The sequence below is a fragment of the Sphingobium sp. SJ10-10 genome (genome assembly GCF_036038995.2).
GTDB lineage: Bacteria > Pseudomonadota > Alphaproteobacteria > Sphingomonadales > Sphingomonadaceae > Sphingobium.
Map to the genome: position 1 here is coordinate 149,034 of NZ_CP158133.1, position 17,607 is coordinate 166,640.

General features: G+C 58.7%; 10 protein-coding genes and 2 pseudogenes. 5 read left to right on the forward strand and 7 right to left on the reverse strand.

Features of this window, described 5'->3' with window-relative positions; translation table 11 throughout:
* The first annotated feature begins 13 nt into the window (after window positions 1-13).
* From VVT58_RS16440 to VVT58_RS16460, 5 genes are all read left to right on the forward strand, one after another.
* Window positions 14-3,733 carry a conjugal transfer protein TraG N-terminal domain-containing protein gene (locus VVT58_RS16440; RefSeq protein ID WP_327752428.1) on the forward strand — a complete coding sequence of 1,240 codons (3,720 nt, stop codon included), beginning with the start codon at window positions 14-16 and terminating at the stop codon, window positions 3,731-3,733.
* Between the two features lie 113 nt (window positions 3,734-3,846).
* Complete coding sequence (locus tag VVT58_RS16445) at window positions 3,847-4,035, forward strand: hypothetical protein (protein WP_327752427.1); 189 nt, start codon at window positions 3,847-3,849, stop codon at window positions 4,033-4,035.
* Window positions 4,036-5,027: 992 nt separating this feature from the next.
* On the forward strand, window positions 5,028-7,826 hold the full coding sequence (locus tag VVT58_RS16450) for a hypothetical protein (protein WP_327752425.1): 2,799 nt from the start codon (window positions 5,028-5,030) through the stop codon (window positions 7,824-7,826).
* Entirely contained in the window at window positions 7,823-8,275 is a 453-nt protein-coding gene (locus tag VVT58_RS16455; RefSeq protein ID WP_327752423.1) for a hypothetical protein, read from the forward strand. Before VVT58_RS16450 ends, VVT58_RS16455 begins: the two co-directional genes overlap by 4 nt.
* Window positions 8,275-9,465, forward strand: a complete 1,191-nt coding sequence (locus tag VVT58_RS16460) for a hypothetical protein (protein WP_327752421.1) — start codon at window positions 8,275-8,277, stop codon at window positions 9,463-9,465. The genes VVT58_RS16455 and VVT58_RS16460 overlap by 1 nt, the downstream gene beginning before the upstream one ends.
* 238 nt (window positions 9,466-9,703) lie before the next feature.
* Here the strand turns inward: VVT58_RS16460 and VVT58_RS24425 are convergent.
* The 7 genes and pseudogenes from VVT58_RS24425 to VVT58_RS16500 form a co-directional block, all read right to left on the reverse strand.
* A pseudogene (locus VVT58_RS24425) lies at window positions 9,704-10,403 on the reverse strand (transposase); the annotation flags it as partial.
* Between the two features lie 113 nt (window positions 10,404-10,516).
* Window positions 10,517-11,533, reverse strand: a complete 1,017-nt coding sequence (locus VVT58_RS16475) for a site-specific integrase (protein ID WP_066563385.1) — start codon at window positions 11,531-11,533, stop codon at window positions 10,517-10,519.
* The gene (locus VVT58_RS16480; protein WP_066563387.1) at window positions 11,530-12,501 is read right to left on the reverse strand and encodes a tyrosine-type recombinase/integrase; all 972 of its coding nucleotides are present in this window, start codon (window positions 12,499-12,501) and stop codon (window positions 11,530-11,532) included. The genes VVT58_RS16475 and VVT58_RS16480 overlap by 4 nt, the downstream gene beginning before the upstream one ends.
* Window positions 12,498-13,736 carry a site-specific integrase gene (locus VVT58_RS16485; RefSeq protein ID WP_327754311.1) on the reverse strand — a complete coding sequence of 413 codons (1,239 nt, stop codon included), beginning with the start codon at window positions 13,734-13,736 and terminating at the stop codon, window positions 12,498-12,500. Before VVT58_RS16485 ends, VVT58_RS16480 begins: the two co-directional genes overlap by 4 nt.
* 759 nt (window positions 13,737-14,495) lie before the next feature.
* Window positions 14,496-15,242, reverse strand: a pseudogene (gene tnpC / locus VVT58_RS16490) (IS66 family transposase); the annotation flags it as partial.
* Window positions 15,243-15,545: 303 nt separating this feature from the next.
* Window positions 15,546-16,505, reverse strand: coding sequence for an ABC transporter substrate-binding protein (locus VVT58_RS16495; RefSeq protein ID WP_327754533.1), 960 nt, complete (start codon window positions 16,503-16,505; stop codon window positions 15,546-15,548).
* A gap of 1 nt (window position 16,506) precedes the next feature.
* Complete coding sequence (locus tag VVT58_RS16500; protein WP_087573650.1) at window positions 16,507-17,595, reverse strand: LLM class flavin-dependent oxidoreductase; 1,089 nt, start codon at window positions 17,593-17,595, stop codon at window positions 16,507-16,509.
* Window positions 17,596-17,607: the final 12 nt, after the last annotated feature.

The window sequence follows — 17,607 nt, forward strand, 5'->3', positions numbered from 1 at the left end:
GGAGGCACCGCCCATGCGCCGCCTGTTTCGCCTGCCTCGCCTGCTCATTGCCCTGCCGCTCGCTTTGGCGGCAACGCCCGCGTGGGCTCTGGAGTCCAGTTTCCATACCTATGACGGCTTTGCCGAAACGGTCGATGCGTTCCGCCTGGTCTCGATGATCTTCGGCGATCCGCGCTATGAAACGCTGGTGCTGATCTGCGCGGTCGTGGGGATCGCGCTCGGCGTTGTGATCGCCTCGTTCCGCGGCCAGGGGATGGGGCTGGTTGCGTTCGGGTTCCAGATGCTGATCGGCATTGGCCTCTTCGTCGGCCTGGTCGCGACCACAGGCACGGTCCATGTCTATGACCGGGTCCGCAATGCCTATCAGCCGGTCGGTGATGTCCCCAATCTCATCGTGCTGGTGGCGGGCGTCACCAACCTCATGGAGCGGGCGCTCGCCGAGACGATCGACGACAACACCACCGACCCCAACGCCAAGCTGGAATTTGGCGCGGGCGGCCACGCCTTCGACCTCTTTCTGAATGCCGTCTCGCCGCGCGGCCCCATGACCGACACCTTCCTCGACGCAACGATCAAGGACTATGTCCGGCAATGCTATCCGGTCGCCCGCGTCTCGCCGGCCTATGGCGTCGATGATGATCAGCTTTTCCGGGGCACGACGGACCTTCCCGCCTCCTTTGCGGCCATGGCCGGACCGGCGACGTTCAGCACCGTCTTCACCTCGGCCGACAAGGGCGGCACGACCATGAGCTGCCAGGAGGCCTGGGACCATATCCAGTCCCGCCTCAGCGATCCAACCCTGTTCGACAACTATGCCCACCAGGTCTGCCAGAGCAGCGGCTATGATGTCGCCGATGGTAACCAGCTGGCGCGGTGCCGCACGCGTCTTGGGCAGCTTGGCGACGGGATGATGGGTACGCCCCTTACCCTTCAGGCCTTCTTCTCCGATGTGCTGCTGGGCAGCAGCGTCGGCGATGTGCTGTTCGAGGATAGCCCGGCGACAGCGGCTCGGGTGATGGCGAACCGGGCGGTGGTGTCGAGTGGGCTCTCCACCATGTCGGTCGCCAATCAGTGGATGCCCACAATCCGCGCCACGGTGTTCGGGATCATGCTGTTCATGATGCCGATCGCGCTGCTGTTCATCCTGACGCCGATCAATCTGCGTGTCGCGAGCTTCGCGCTCGGCCTGTTCGTGTTCGTGGCGCTCTGGGGCGTCATCGATGCGGGCATCTATCAGCTGACCCTGGGCCGGGCGATGGCGGTCCTGGCCGAGATGCGATCCAATCATGTCGCCGCGAATGCGTGGATGCTGGCGCCGTCGGCAGCGCTGAAGGCCCTTGCGATCTTTGGGTCGTTCCGCACGGCCGCTGCGGGCCTAGCGGGGGCGTTCGTGTTCACCGTGTTCCGCTTCTCCGGCAATGTGTTCTCGTCCTTCACCGGCGGCGCGCTTCAGGCGCAGGGCCAGGGCACGGCGGCAGCGACGCCCCTGATGACGCGGGAAGGCTTTGCCTCGGCGCTCGAAGCCCAGGCATCGGCCTCCGGCACGATGGCCCGCAGGGGCACGGCGTCGAACTTTGGAGATTTTGGGGAGCGCACGACGTTCAGCAGCAATCGGGCTTTCGGCGCGGCCGGAACCGTGCTGGGCGAACATGGCGGTGGGCTCGCTGGCAGCAGCGCCTTTGCGCTGGGTGGCATCGACGCCGCGCGGGAACTGGGCGGCATCTCCCCTGCTCTTGCCGGGCGCGATCTCAGCAATCCGGCAACCGCTCAAGCGGTCCGGGCGAATGCGACCACGAGCGCCATTCATAATTTTGCCGAGAAGGACGCATTGCGGGCGCTTGGCACGACCTATTTTGGCGAGGGGCAGTCGGGGGAGCGGGCTTTTGCGGCATTCGCCCAGAATATGGTGCAATGGAAAGCCTTCGGGGACCAGCGCGCCTATGACATGATGCTGTCGGGCACGCAGCGGCATTTTGAGCGCAGCGGCTATGATGCCAGGGACGCGGCGCTCAAGGCCTCGACGCTCATCGGTCAGGCTTCGGCCGATCCGACTTTCGCCAAGATCACCGCCAACGCCTTCGATCAGGAGCAGATGCTGCGAAACGATCTGACGGGAGCACAGGTGCAGGTCGGGGCGATGGAGGGCCGACGTGATTATGCCGGCGACCATGTGGCAGCGACAGAACGGGGCAACGTCGCCACCGAGCAGGCCTGGCGCACAGGCAATAATGCCGGTCACCGCAGCGCCGCCTCGATACTCGGCCTGTCGCTCGATGAAACCAGCCGCCGTATCGCATTCATCAATGCCCTTTCGGGCGAAGCACGCTCCACGGCCATTACCCAGCTCTCCCGCGCGACTGGGCGTAATGAGGCGCAGGTGATGCGGGCGCTTGAAAGCTATAATGCCGCAACCCAGGTCGGCACCGCCGATGGCGCAACGGCGGAAGCCGCACGCGAGGGTACCAGCGTCTATGGTCGCACCCGCGAGGCCGCCGGCTATGATTTTGCCGAACGGTCGGGCAAGCTCGACGCGCAGCGCGAGGTCGGTCTGGATGGAACGCGATCGGCGGCCAGGATCGGTGAGCAGCGCCGGGAAGCTGAGAATTTCGGATTTGCCGAAGGGGCTGCGGCCGCCGGCGCGTCGGTCCGGGAAGCGGCGCGCCTCGACAGCTTCATTCAGGCCTTGAGCCGCACGGCGGGCAATCAGGTCGATATGAATGAAGGCGGCACTGAGGGTGTTGCCGATCGGGCGCGCAATGAGCGGATGACCCGGATCGTCGATAATGAACGCCTGACGCGCATGCAGGCCTTGCTCCGTGAGAATGGTATAGGCCTCTCGAGGCGCCAGATCGCGATGGACCAGAATGGTGACCTCAACCTCAATTTGACGCCCGACGCAGCCGCGCAAATGTGGAGATCCGGGCTGATCAATGAAAGCCAGCTGGGCGCGATTGCCGGTGGCGGGCGGGCGCGGTTCAGCTTTGCTCATAATGATCTGTTGGTGTCGAGCAGCACCGGGTTCAGCCGATCGGCGCGGTCCGACACCAGTACACGGTTCGAGGCGGGCAAGCAGGCGGGGCCGGATACGGTCGAGCATTTCCTGGGCGGCGGGGCAGAGGGGCATGCCATGATGGCCAATTGGCTCAAGGGCGGGTTCGAAATGGATCGGAAGGGCAACTGGCGTCTGAAACCTCAGGTCGCAGATACGCTCCAGCGGGACGTCCAGGCGATCATGGTGCAAACGGGATGGGCGCGTTCGCTTTCTCGGAGCGCCAGTCATCAGGTTTCCACCTCGACGTCTTTTGGAGCAACTCTTGGAGGATCGGTCGAAAGCGGCGGTCATGGTAAAGGTGACGGAAGACGATCGCAGGGGCATGGCGGCGGTCAGATTGGTTTTGAAACCTCTGACGCAGGAATGGGCTCAACGGACGCAACTGCAAGCATCGACATCGTAAATTTCGACGTCCGCAATGCAATCTCCGCTGCTGAAAGCTTTGCGTCGCGCACAAACACTCCCCACGCCGCATTTGTCTCCGAACTGAGCCACCAAATTCTCGGACAGGATGGAATTCGCAATCGCTATCTAAAGGAAGCAAAATCAGGGCGCGGGACGTGGGATCTCACAGCACCCCTGACCTCGATGGAGCAGAGCCAAATCTTGCAGAGCGGTCGCTTTACAGGCGATCGTCAGTCGGGCAGCGGAGATGGCAATCCTACTTTCAACGAGCGTTAGCGCTTTCCTCTCACATGTCGATCAAGCCATGCTTGGCTCCTTGGATTTCCTGGGTGCCAGAAATAGCGTGGATTCGCCGGGTTTGTAGGATCCATCCGTCGAAATGCGGCAATATGGCGTCGGAAATCATCATGCTGGCTCCAGGCGAGGCCCTCTCCATTCCCCGCCCCGAATTGAAAGCCGAACCATGCTCTAAAAAAGCCGAAACCCAGCACCGGCACGATCACAAACGGATGAAGCAGCACGCCGACCGGCACGACAATGGCGACTGGAAGCAGATAACCGGGCACCGCAAGGATTAAGGCCCAGAATATCACCGCTGATCCCCACCAAAGTTTGGCATACCAAGGGCGCCACAACCAATCCCCAGCGCGCGGCGGGAACCTCACGGAATCAGAATTTCGCGCGTCTGAATCTGGGATGCTTTGCTCTGCCATAGGACCTCGCTTCGCGGCTACGATAGCATGTCAACCCCTTCGAAACACATACAATCGTATCCAAATTGACGCCAAGCCACTCCCCTCCCCCTTTTTTTGGTTTCATCCCGGCACGGAGCCCCCGTTTGCCACGGCCGACGAGATGTCACGCGATAAATCAGTATTCTCCGTCGCGCCATTTTTGGTCAGTCTCAACCAGAAATAGATGCTGAAATGCAGACACGAATCCCATAGGTATTTGCGCAAAGTTGCAATCCTGCGGGGCCACTTTCTGGCCGGGCATGGGACTTTGCGGTCAGTCCGTTCTGGGAACCTTGTCGTTGGAAAGCGGCCATTCTTGGTCGCTCCAATGCGCTTTCGGAATAAGGCTAAGACATTCCCTGCCGCTGGCGTCCCGCGTTGGATTACGACAAGCTGCCGGTTCATGCCTTCGGTGAGATGGATGAATCCGATAAGATGACTGAGAACTCGCCCTGTCGCCGGCCCTCTCCTCTGCTTAACCAACGGAAAGTGTTTCCTCTTGATCAGTCGCGCCTGTCGGGTAAACCGAGCGCCAAAGGGGGATTCCATTGGGTAGAAAAAGGACAGGTAAGCGGTCAGGCTCTGCGAAGGATTTGATCACGGCTAAGAATGCGTTAAGGCCGTTCTATAACAGACAGAAGCCATTGCGCAGGTGGCCTCAGTTCCAGACTGTTCGTGTAAGTGCTCCGCTGAATGATCTTCCTTCAATTTACCGCATAACCGAGCATAATCCTGCCTTTCAGTTCGAAGGCTTAGGGAACACTTTCCCCCGGGACCCTGGCGTGGTCCCAGACGCAACATTGAAGCGATTAGAACCACTTAGCCTATCAAGAGAGTTGTCTCTTCAGATTGGCAGAATCAACCATCATGCGTCCCAGCTCACCGATGCGCTCACGAGCTTAGCGGAAGCCAACGCAGCCCTTGCATCTAATGATTGGGAAAGAGCTGAAAGCCTGCTGACTGAACACTTCACTGGATACGGCTATTCGCTGATCTGGGCGAAGAAAGCCCTACTTTGTGCATTTCAGCGTGGCGGACTGGCTAGCCTATCGCGGCAATATAAGTCCATAACTCGCGGGGCAGACCGGCGAGCATGGGGCATTCTATGCCATTTATACTATGATATGGCGGACTCGGCCTACCATCCTTTTAAGTCTCTTAAGAACTGGTTGCACGTCCTCTCAGACCGAACTGCAGATGCTAGATGGTATCGCGACCTTGCCTGCTGGAACCTTTATGGCCATGTCTGCTCGGAAGAAGAACTTAGTAGCACCCTATTAAGTAGCGGCGGTGCTTCGCTTATAGATTTGGTTTTGACGATCTGGTCGCGTCACGAAATTCATGATTCTGCAACAATCAAATCGGCGTTATCTTCAAAGCTCTGCCCGACGGTGCGTTCCGTATTAGATCAACGATTTAGCAGTATTTCCCTATCGATCCCAGATCGGTACATGAAATCGAATCGATCAGTATCAGATCTTGATCTCTATCGATTCAGCTTCTTTTTCGACGAGGTTAATTCCGTTGCGTCATGGCGAAATCAGCTCACTGGGTTGCTTCATCCCGACAGGATGTCTGCCTTTGCGTTTGGATCGCGCACTGATCACCTCCTGGCTGGCGCAGCCTTGGCAATGGAGAATGAGACTGATGGCTTGGCCGGCAGCGAGGCAATCGTAGAAAAATGGCTCCGCCAGATTGCGCCAGAAGCAGTTCGAATAGATCAAAGTTGGGTTATTGCGGTCGTAATCGCTCAGTTTCTCAAAAATGTCGATGTAAAAAATGATATAAGCAGCAAGTATATTGTATCGCTCATATCGAAAGCCGACGATTTGCACGATCACCTGAGTTATGATCATATTGCTCGACTTCACTACTTAAACCGAGATAATGAGCCAATAATTAGGTTTTTCGTCAGGGACTTTTTATTCAAGAAGGTGAGATCACCAGATAACGATCTCGAACGACGCGCCGCATTTATGGATATAATTCCTGACTACGACAGGCATAACATTCTGTCGTATTTAACATCGGTCTCCATGTGGTCAAAGCCCGCTGCGATATACTTGGCTAGAACGTGCACAAGGACGTTTCTCGAGAGATTGTATATGATAATGACGTCTGTTCAAGATGTCATAGAATCGCGTATCGAGATATGTTCGTGGATCTTGAAAAACGATTCGAACAATCTTGAGAGCATTACAGAGGAGCTTGAAGCTCTCCGGCGAGAACTAAGTAATTTGGACGCCCGATCGGACATCGACAGCACGCGAGTGCACGTCGACGAGGAGGCTCTAAAGGAATGGTATTTAGAAACGCAGTATCCACAAACAAGCAGATACATACAGACCGTAATAGCGGAAGGTAGGGAGGCGAAGCACGAGTCTTTTCTGAAGTATTATAATGAACTTTTGGCGATCGCTGATCGAGGAGACAAAGAGGATTTTATTCAAGATACTCAAATTGGCTCTGAATTTATCCTGCTTTCCTTGGTAGAGAAGACATTAGACGCCTTTGTTTCAGACAGGTCGTTCGGACTTAATGCCTATCTGAGCCGACGGATTCGACACGGCACCCTCGGCGGGTTTATGTTAACTCCGGTCGCCCGAATTGTTCGTAGGGCTCGAGATGCTGCGCCTGGATCGGAGAGGACCGCCGCAACTGAAGATCTTCAAGTTGTGCAAGCTGTGCTAGAGCAATGGCGCCTCAATTTGGCGTCAAAGCTTGATCACGCCCGAAAAAATATCATACAGATAAATTCGGACGCCTGCCCAGAAGGCAAAATTGCCGCAACCTGGCGGAACGCCTCTGGGGTGACGCATCTTGACGCCATGTTTTCACGTGTCCGACAACGCGTGCTGGATGCTGACGGCGCATATGATATTTTTCCGGACATCTACGCTGTCTGTTGGGATCTGATCGAGAGAGATTTAGCCCAGATTCGCCTTTACTTAGTTAAGGAGTTCCTGCGGGAAGCGAACGACATGCTTGCCCACGCATTTGCAAACCTGTCTACTGATCAGCAGGTAATCGCTTTTCGTTATGTAAGTGATCTTTGTGAAGCCATTGAGTCGCGGGTTCTGGAAGTATGTGGCTGGTTTATTCGACCGATGGTCCGCCGAGACAACTATGATCTTACCACCCTTGTCGATAGCATGCTCTCGATTGTCCGCGAACTAGACGAATCTTATAATTTTCGAAGTGAGGTTTTGATAGAACACAAATCGAATATAAGCCGCGGTACATTCGAAATTGTAAGCGACATCTTGTTTGTTCTTATTGGGAACGCCGCAAAACATGGCAAAAAGGGTGGTCTGATTAGGGTTACTTCTCGTGTTGGTGGGCTTTGGCGTCATCACCTGGAACTGTCGATAGTGTCAGAAGTGGAATCGTCACAAGACATGGATGTCGCTCTCGGCCGTATACACGATGCTATGGACGTAAACGGCGCCGGAGAGTTGGACACGGCAGCGGTAGCTGAGGGTTTCACCGGCATTCGCAAACTCTTAGGAGTACTTCAGAGGGTCAAATCTGACCGCAAAACCTTAGAGTGCCTCCCAAATCGGAAAACGAGGACAATCACGTTTCGGGTTGGCTTACCGATCGAGATCGCTGCAGGACGGGGGACGGTTCGTTGAAGATTCTGATTGTCGAAGATGATGAGTATAAAGGTTCTGACATTTCACGCGTGGTCGGTGATCACTTCAGCGAAGCCCAGATTGAGCGTGCCGGGTCTGTGACGTCGGCGCTACGTGCCGTCACTCAAGGTGGTTTTGCATTTATTGTCCTAGATATGTCCCTGCCCACCTTTGATCTAACTGGTCCTGGCGGAGGCGGCTCACCGCAAGGGCAAGGAGGGCTCGAAGTCTTGCGACTGGCGAAAAAGCTCCAAGCAACAGCCCCGTTTATAGTGGTAACTCAATATCCGGATATAGAGATTGACGGGGTAGAGCTTCCCCTTTCTCTCGCTGCAGAAAAGTTATCATCGCGCTTCGGAGTAATGGTGATCGGGTGTTTGCTGTACGAGTTCGACAGCGATGTTTGGAAGTTGCAGTTGAACAATCTTTTGCATAGTGGTGCGCAATAATGAAAGTGTTGATTATTGAAGATACTGAGTCCAAGGCACGATCTGTCCAGGACGTCATATCTCATGGCCGGAGCGGCGTGGACACTCATTTCGAGTTCGCCGATGATCTGAGTTCCGCTATCAGAGCATCTGTCTCCACAGCATTTGACCTCATTATTTTAGACATAATGCTTCCTTATATAAAGGGTGGTGAAGCTGTAACCGGAGCGGGATTGGAGCTCTTGCGGCAGTTCCGGTCCCTAGATGGAAAAAACAAGAATTCGGTGATCGTAGGCTTATCGGCTTATCCTGAGGAAATGACATCAGCAAAGGACAGCTTTGATAAGTTTGGCGTGATCTTGCTCGAGTACGATGAAGCCCACCGATGGAAGCAAACTGTTGCGCGAATAACTGATGATGTCATTTCACGAGATCGGCAAGATGACCCCCTAGACTTTCTCATTGTCGTTGCACTTCCGGAGGAAAAAAGTGGTTATGAACAAACATCGCTAAGCATAGGGAACCAGTCGATTCGAGAAGGTCTAAATGTTACGTTTGTAGACCTTCATCTCGATGTTCCACGCCGAGGTGCGATAGTTCTTCAACGGCAGATGGGTCTGATTCCTGCTACCTTCGACACCGCAACAGCGATCGCCGCCTTTAGGCCCAAGGTGGTGTGCATGTCTGGCATTTGCGCAGGCATGGCTGATAAATCAGAACTTGGCCAACTTATTCTTCCATCACCAACTTGGGAGTATCAAGCCGGCAAGTGGGCGCAGGATGATTTCCTTATCGCGCCTCATCAGGTTCAGATACGACCAGCGACGAAAGTTATTGCTGAGCAGGTCTTTGCTCGGACATGCTTTGAAGAGTTGGAGCGTGATCTCCCGCTGTCTGTGCCTCGTCCGAAGCTGCGCGAGATACCTGTGGTGGCTCCAGGAGCCACCGGATCGGCTGTTGTCGCGAGCAGTGAGAAGCTTGACCATATTGTGAAGCAGCATCGAAAATTGGCCGTGATTGATATGGAAGTTCATGGAGTTTATTCTGCGGTTCACGAAAACGCGGTTTATGTACCGCACTACTTTGCGATAAAGTGTGTAGTGGATCATGCTGATTCCGCCAAAGGAGATGATCTGCATGCGTATGGGAGTATAGTTTCGGCCAGAATGACTATACAACTACTCAGCGCACTTTTCTCGGCAGGCGCGTGAAATGCTCTTATCGCTAATATGTCATGCAGTCTACAGTATCGGCGTACTAAAGATATTGTAAGCCGAATACTTGAAGAGCGTACGTTGTTGGTCGTAACTCAGAAAATTATCTCAGGCGGACCAAGACTGTTCCCAAGATTCGGACTTGGTGAAGGGCCATAAGCCTCACTGCACGAAAGGCCGACGGTTTTACAGCGGACGGTCTGTTGCTGGGTAGGCATTCGGTGAAGGCCGCGGATCAGGCTGCTTCGCGTTGATCTTCGGCGGCTCGCCAGTTCCAGGGCAGCAGTTCATGGAGACGGTTCTGGGGGATGTCGGCAATGCGGCTGAGGACATCGCCGAGCCAGGCCTGCGGATCGATGTCGTTGAGCTTGGCCGTGCCGATGAGACTCAGCATGAAGGCGGTGCGCTGCCCGCCGCGGTCTGAACCCGCAAAGAGCCACGATTTTCTGCCTAGGGCTATACCTCTTAGAGCGATTTCCAGTCAGATGGCATCATCTGACGGTTAAGAAATCGCGGTAAAACAAAGAAATAGAGCGGCCGATCTGATTCAATCAGATCGGAAACCGCTCTAATGCCCGTTCCGCGGCGTTGTTCGAGAGACAGATGCGACCGTCGTCGAGGAACGCGGCGAAGGCGGGCCATGCCTTGAGCATGTAATCCATGGCCTCGGCCACATCGCTGTTCTTCGATAGCTTTGACCGGTTGTCCCGCATCCATTCTTCCAGATTGGCAACCAGCGGTGCGCTGAGTTCCTGCCGAAGGGCGTGTCGCTCCTGTGCCGGCCTGCCGTTGATGGCGCGCTCAATGTCGAAGATCGCGTCGATGCGGCGGACCGCCTCCACCGCCAGCGGTGAAATGACGGCCGCCTTCTTGCGGCGCTTCTTGAGCTGCGCGGCGACATCGGCCAGTTCGAAGAAATAGCGGCGCGCATGCGCCTTATGTCGAGATCGACATAAGTCCCATTATCCAGAGCATGGTTTTATCTGGGGCGACGCGATTCTGACGTCCGGGATCGGCGGGAAAGGTCAGTGTGGATCTCGTGATAAAATCATAGGGACCGCAGGTACGAAAGCAGATCCGGCTTTGGCTTCCAAGGCGTGGCCTTTGCGGGTTCGATACCGGCGTGCTTCCAAAAGTTCTGTAGCGCATCGCGCTTCATCTTCAGGTTCGTCGAGATATACCGGTTCGTGGTCGCGATGCTGGAATGACCGAGATAATCGCGGATCACGGTCACGTCGGTGCCCGACTGCAGGAGCGCGACGGCGCAGCTGTGGCGGAAAACGTGAGGAGTGATGCGGTCACGCGCCAGCCTGGGTCGATCCTGGACGACTGGCGAGGCATGCTTGGTAAGGATGTACGCGACTCCATCGCGGGTCAGCGGTTGGCCGTGGCGGTTCATGAAAACATGCTGCTGGCCCGCAGCGCCCGACAGGTTTTGCAGGCGCCGCAACGCGTCGGCCGTCTCGCGCCATAACGGAACGAGCCGCTCCTTGCGGCCCTTCCCACGCAATCGGGCCTGGTGCGGTGGCGTCAGTTGAAGGTCCTGCCACAGCAGGCCGGTTGCTTCGCTCACTCTGGCGCCGCAATTATAGAGGAAAAGCAGCAGCGTGTAATCGCGCCAGCCACTGCGGGTCCGCCGATCGGGATGGGCGATGATGGCCCGCACGTCGGTTGCTTCGAGGTAGGTTGCGGGCTTCTGCCTCGCCCGCTTCGACGGCAGCGCCAACACCTGCGTGTAACGGAGCGCATTGTCGAGATCGTTGCGCAAGAGGTGCTTGAAGAAGCTGCGAAGCGCGGCACGGCGGCAGTTGCGCGTCGCGGTGGAGTTGGATCTTCCGCCCTCGAGATGATCGAGGAACCCAGCGACGGTGTCGGCGTCGAGATCCTCCAGCACAAGCGCGGCGACCTCGCGGCCGCGCCGCTGGGCAACGAACTGAAACAGCAGCTTGAGCGTGTCGCGATAGGCGCGCGTCGTATGTGGGCTCGCGCCGCGCTGACGCGGCAGATAGTTGGAGAAGAACGACTCCACCAAAGCGAACAGCATCTGAGGTCCTGCCTTACTCATCGTGGCTGCCTGGCGTGTCGCATATGTTGTTCGAAGCGCGTGCTCGCGAGTTCCAGGAGTTGCGGCGTCGCCTTCAGATAGACCTCGGTGCCAATGACGTTCTGGTGCCCGAGATAGGCCGAAAGCCAGGGGAGCTTGGCGTGAATGTCAGCACCTTCCTCCGCCCATGCTGTCAGGCGGTGAACCGCGAACGCATGCCGAAACTCATATGGGCGCGCTCCGACGCGCCCCTGCGCAGGCTTAATATCGAGGCGGCGCAGGAGCTTGCGAATAGCGTCGGACGCCGCGTGGGTATGGAGTGGCGCGCCGTTGAGGCGAACGAACAGAGCTTCGCAATCCCCTTGACCACGATCGTGAAGCACCCGGCATCGATCATCGACATAGAGGCCAAGCTCTGCGACAAGATCGTCGCGCATGGGGACGATACGCGTACGCCGCTTGCTGTTGCGTATGAGCAAGGTCCCACGGTCGAGATCGACATCATCCATGGTCAGACGCACCGCCTCGCCGAGCCTGAGGCCGGTGCAGTAAAGCACGAGAATCAGCCTTCGCAGCATAGATGCCCATATGAAGCGGCCTTGGTGCGCTGACGCGGCGGCGAGAATGCAGCGGATCTCGTCGCGGCTGAAAATGTAAGGAAAGAACGTCGACTCCTTCACCGGCGCAAAGGCGTGCTCGGGCACATAGCTGGTGGGATCGCGACGACGGCGATGCAGGCAAAGTTGACGAATGACCCCGAACTCGTTGCCGAGCGTGACGGCCTTGCGGTCGGGCAAACGCCCACACCAGCGGCTAATCGCTTCGGCCAGCGAAATATCGACATCGTCGCCCCACTGGTCTTCGACGAAGCGAAGGAAGCGTTCGATCTCAAACTCGCCGCGTCGATAGGGATGGCCCATGGCGCGCTTGAACGCCAGGAAGCTCGCGGCGTCGTTCCTTAACTCTTCCAGGACGATGACGGTGGTCATGTCGGCACCGGCAATGCGATCTCGCGCAGGGACGCGGTGGCGATCCGCACATAGGCCGAGACCGACTCTGGATCCCGGTGACCAAGGAGATCCGATATCACTTGGGGCCGCGCACCCAGGTCTATCTGGCGCGCCGCGTGAGAATGTCGCAATACATGGCTGCCCAGAAATGGTGCATCGATCCCCGCGATCTTCGCATGCTTCATCACGATGTGGCGTATCGCGCTCGAAGCCGCGAATGGCTCCAGCGGCATCTTCATCTGCACGAAAAGATGGCGGGTGGGTGTATCAGCGGGCCGGCCGTGGCGTAGATACTCTGCCAGCGCCTTGGCGACGGGTGGCAACAGCGGCAGCGTGAATGCAACGCCCGTCTTTGGGCGAAGGACTGACAGTGTGCTATTATCCCAGTCGATATCCCGAAACTGCAAGCGGATGATCTCGCCGGCGCCAAAGCCATAGGTGCTCATCATCAGCAGGATCGCGTAGTCGCGAAGGCCCTGCGGACTTGATCTGTCCACGGCCATCAGGAGCCGCTTCACATTGTCCCAGGAAAGGGCGCGTCTCGGTCGCTCGTGCCGTCGTTGCACGGGCGCGATCACGGCCTCGCTGATATCGACCGGACTCTGTCCACTCCAGTGCAGGAAACGGGAAAAGCAGCGTACCGTGCAAGCAAGATCGCTCACATGCGATCGGGAATATCGCGCGGCGCGGCCAACCAGAAATGCATCGACATCGGTTATCTGCATCGAGTGCCAGTCCTTGCCGGCCTGAATCAAGTAATCCTGAAGCTTACCGATGTGGCCCAGCTTTTTGTGAACCGTCACCTCTGGATTACCGCGATGCTGGGTCAGATAGGCGGCATACTGCGCGAGCAACGGCGGCAGCAAAGCCTTCCCTGGACGAGGCGGTCGCCAGTCAGGTGGGGCAAGCCCCAAGCAATGATAGACACGGCTGAGCGACAGCAGGGCGCTGCTGGAAAGTCTGAGAGAAAGCGGGTCTAGCCCCCGTCGCTCCGCATACCAGTCTTTGAAGCGGCCAACGCGTTCAAGGGTCAACTCTTCTCGCTCGACCAGGCCGTGCAAGGCGCAATAGGTACGAAACTGCTGGATGCGGATCAGATAAACAATCGTTGTTCCTGCCCCAAGGCGCCGCTCGGCGCTCCAGATGCGGCGGATATCGTCGGGGGTGGGCGCGGCAGGGTCGGCTGCGGCGATATGATCGACATGTACGGGCATGGCTTTACCTCGATCGGCAAAGCGTAGCTGACGCTGAAAACGTGATCACGCCCCGCATCGTGTTGGCAAGAGCCATCGGCATCGCCGACACTGCCTATCCTCTGGATGGGTCGGAGTCCCAAGGGGGCCGGAATACAGTGCAACAGCTCCGGGGAAAGGGCTAGGCGGAGCGTCGCAAGGGCCGGAACGTCGCTCACCGGCAAGCCCGGCCTCGCCAGCCGGGGCGCCATCAATTTGACGGCGGCAACGGATCTGCGCACCGCGACAACGCGGCGGCGAAGCCAGCGCACCGCGCCTGGAAGGGAAATATCCGGGCCGCGCGCTGCGTCTGCGGCGGCTTCCATGCTTCGTTCCGACGCGGCTATCCCAACGATGCGATCGATCGCGGCAAGCGAACCGGGCAGGCGAGCGGCGAGAAAATCCGGGAGCAGGCTGAATGTTATGTGCCCCTGTGGGCAGTAGCAGCGAGCGATCCGTACACCCGGACTGGTCAGGCGCGCATAGCTACCGTGCCGCCGAAATGCACAGCCGCCGCTCGGATGGAGCGGGCAGCGCAACAGTCGCGCGCGCCGCCACTCCTGCGTGGCGACATAGTCCTCGATCGTCGACCTGGTACGCAATGGTATCTGCAACGTCGCCCCCCGCGCGGCGGCCCCCGACTGCGAGGTCGCTGCTTTTATCTGGAGCCCAGTGCGCCGAAATCTCCGGCAAGCCCGGATTATATCCCAAAACGCCCCAGATAAAACCATGCTCTGGATAATGGCTCCAGCATAGGGCGCGGGTCAGCGGCGCCGGCAATCTGTCGGCGTGGAACAGCGCATTGTATCCGGCATAGGCATCGGCCTGGAGAATGCCTCTCCAGTTGCCCAGATGGCCAACGGGATGCTCGCCCCGCCGGTCACGGGAATAATGGAAGATCGCCGCGGGCGGCGCTGGCCCGCCAAAAGGTCGATCATCCCGGACATAGGTCCAGATCCGGCCCGTATCGGTCTTGGTCTTGGCCAGCACTGGTACCGTGGTATCGTCGCCATGCAGCCGCTCGGCGGCCAGGACATGCGCCTCGATCAGCAAATAGAGCGGCATTAGCGCGGCGGTGCAGGCGCCAACTTGATCGGCCAGGGTCGAAAGGCTCAGGTCTACGCCCTCGCGGGCATAGCGGTCACGCTGGCGATTGAGCGGCTGATGCGCGCCGAACTTCTCGAACAGCAGCATCGCCAGGAAACTGGGGCCAAAGAGCCCACGGGGCGTCACATGGAACGGCGCTGGCGGTTGGGTGATCTTCTCACAATCCCGGCAGGAGAACTTCTCCCGCACGGTCTGGATCACCTTCCACTGGCGCGGCACGACCTCGAGCGTCTCGGTGATATCCTCACCCAGCTTGCATAGCCGTTCCGAGCCGCAGCAGGGGCAGGCCTCCGGCGCAGCAATGACGATGCGTTCACGCGGCAGATGCTCGGGCAAGGGCTTGCGTGCGGGCCGCTTACGCTCGAAGGGCGCGACGTTGGTCTTTCCGCCACGGTACGCGGCGCACCACGCACGCCGGTTACGATGATGGCGCTTGCGTCAGCGGCGGCTTCGGCTGCGGCACCGTCGGGCGTCGCAACAGTCTGCGCGAACAAGGGCGCGGACGTCAGAAGCGCTCCTGCAAGTGCGGTCGAGCACAGATAAAGGCGATCAAGGTTCATGGATTTATCCCCCGGTTTCCGGGGACCGTCTATTTTCTATTAAATCGATTGAGAAATGACTTCGCTATCCGAACTATGAGTAAATTTGAATTTTAGATCTGCTTGCCGGTGGCGAAGTTCAGCTTCACCCGCTTTTGCCGAAACTGCGGTCGAAGGCATCCGCGACAGGCCGCTTGCCTTCAGTCAGACCGGCTTTCTGGAAGCGATGGATGATGTCCTGCTCATGCGCGATGATCTTCCCGTCAATGGGCTGGGCCACGCGGTTGTTGCGATCGAAACTGGCGCGGGCGATGTCGATCGGCAGGCCGGTTTCCTTTGCCAGCACTTGCGCGAATTCGTCAGGATGCGCGCGCGCCCATTCGACGGCCCTTGCCTCCCGCTGGAGGAAATCAGCGAGCAAAGCGCGCTTGGGGCCGATGGAATCGCTATGCGCGATGTCGATATAGACGGGCAGGCCATAATCCTTCGCATCGACCACGGCTCGCGCGCCTTCCTTGATTGCCACATTGGTATAGGGCGTCCAGGTGGACCAGGCGTCGATCGCGCCGCTGTCGAAGGCGGCCTTGGCATCGCCGGGCGGCAGGAAGGTGACGCGCACCCTGTCCGCCGGGATATGCGCCCGCTCCAGCGCCTGAAGCAGCAGATGATGGCCGATCGACCCCCGCGTGGTGGCGACCGATTTGCCGATCAGATCCTGCACCGACCGCGCAGGCGAGCCGTTCTTCACCACTATGGCCAGCGCTTCCCCGGCTTGGGCAAATGGCGCCTGCACCCCTATGGCCTTGACCGGGCTGCCGCTCTGATAGGCGAAGATGAAGGGCGCGTCAGCGGCCAGGCCGAGATCCGCGGCGCCACCGCCCACCGCCTCCAGCAAGGGCTGAGCAGCCGGAAATTCCGACCATTCGACCTCATAAGGCGCATCCTTGAGCACGCCCGAGGCGATCATCATGGATTTGACCTGCCCCTTCTGATTGGCGACGCGCAGCACCGTGTCGCCGCTGCCGCCGAATTTCGCGGCGGCAAGGCCAAAGCCCGCCGCCGCCACCAGTGCCACCGCGATGATCGCGCCCCTGTTTTTCGCCATATCAGCCCGCCAGCGCCAGACCGGCCTTGGTCCGCTCAGAAACCTTGCGCCGCACAATGGGGAGAAGTTCCCGGCCATAGAGGATGGAGTCGCCCAGCGGATCAAAGCCGCGGATCAGGAAATGGTCGATGCCGATGTCATAATAATCGAGCATCGCATCGGCCACCTGCTCAGGCGTGCCGACCAGCCCCGTGCTGTTGCCCGCAGCCCCGGTCAGCGCCGCGACGCCGGTCCAGAGCCGCTTGTCCTGCCGGTTGGCGCTGGCGGTTTCAAGCAGGCGGAGCGACCCGGCATTGGCCGGACGATGGCCGGCAAGCGGCAGTCCGGCGGCGATGCGATTTTCGCGCACCTGCTCCTCGATCTCCGCCGCGCGCTTCCATGCCGCTTCCTCCGTGTCCGCGATCACCGGGCGCAGCGAGAGGGAGAAGCCCGGATCGCGGCCATAGCGCACCGCCGAGCGGCGCACCTGCCGCACGGTATCCTGCACCGCCTCCAGCGTTTCGCCCCACAGGGCGTAGACATCGGCATGACGCCCGGCGACATCGATCGCTTCGGGCGACGAACCGCCGAAGAAGACCGGCAGATTGTCGGGCTTGATGGCGCTGAACGCCTGTTTCACGTCATAGAATTTGCCCTGATGGTCGAAGGGCTGGGCCGCCGTCCATTCCTGACGCAGGATCGACAGATATTCGTCGGTGCGGGCGTAACGTTCCGCCTTCACGCTCTTCGTGTCGCCATCCCGCGCCATTTCTTCGTCAGCGCCGCCGGTGATGATGTGGACGGCAACGCGGCCGCCCGACAACTGGTCCAGCGTCGCCAATTGCCGGGCCGCGACCGTCGGCTGGGTGAAGCCGGGCCGGTGCGCGACCAGAAATCCCAGGGTCGAGGTAATGGCCGCGGCATGGGCGGCGACGATCTGGCTTTCGGGGGTGTTGGAGCCGAACGGGATCAGCACGCGGTCGAAACCGCCCTCCTCCTGCGCCTTGGCCGCCGCCTCGACATAATCCTTGTCGAGCGTGCGGCTGCGCACCGCCGACTGGGTTTCCGAGCCGTTGTTGAAGCCGATATAGCCGATAAACTTGACGCTCATACTCGCCTCTCA

Bases quoted from the DNA above. Each gene is read 5' to 3' on its own strand.
- VVT58_RS16500 (WP_087573650.1), bottom strand. From the start codon at position 17,595: ATGAGCGTCAAGTTTATCGGCTATATCGGCTTCAACAACGGCTCGGAA.
- VVT58_RS16480 (WP_066563387.1), bottom strand. From the start codon at position 12,501: ATGACCACCGTCATCGTCCTGGAAGAGTTAAGGAACGACGCCGCGAGC.
- VVT58_RS16475 (WP_066563385.1), bottom strand. From the start codon at position 11,533: ATGAGTAAGGCAGGACCTCAGATGCTGTTCGCTTTGGTGGAGTCGTTC.
- VVT58_RS16485 (WP_327754311.1), bottom strand. From the start codon at position 13,736: ATGCCCGTACATGTCGATCATATCGCCGCAGCCGACCCTGCCGCGCCC.
- VVT58_RS16495 (WP_327754533.1), bottom strand. From the start codon at position 16,505: ATGGCGAAAAACAGGGGCGCGATCATCGCGGTGGCACTGGTGGCGGCG.
- VVT58_RS16460 (WP_327752421.1), top strand. From the start codon at position 8,275: ATGAAAGTGTTGATTATTGAAGATACTGAGTCCAAGGCACGATCTGTC.
- VVT58_RS16440 (WP_327752428.1), top strand. From the start codon at position 14: ATGCGCCGCCTGTTTCGCCTGCCTCGCCTGCTCATTGCCCTGCCGCTC.
- VVT58_RS16445 (WP_327752427.1), top strand. From the start codon at position 3,847: ATGGCGTCGGAAATCATCATGCTGGCTCCAGGCGAGGCCCTCTCCATT.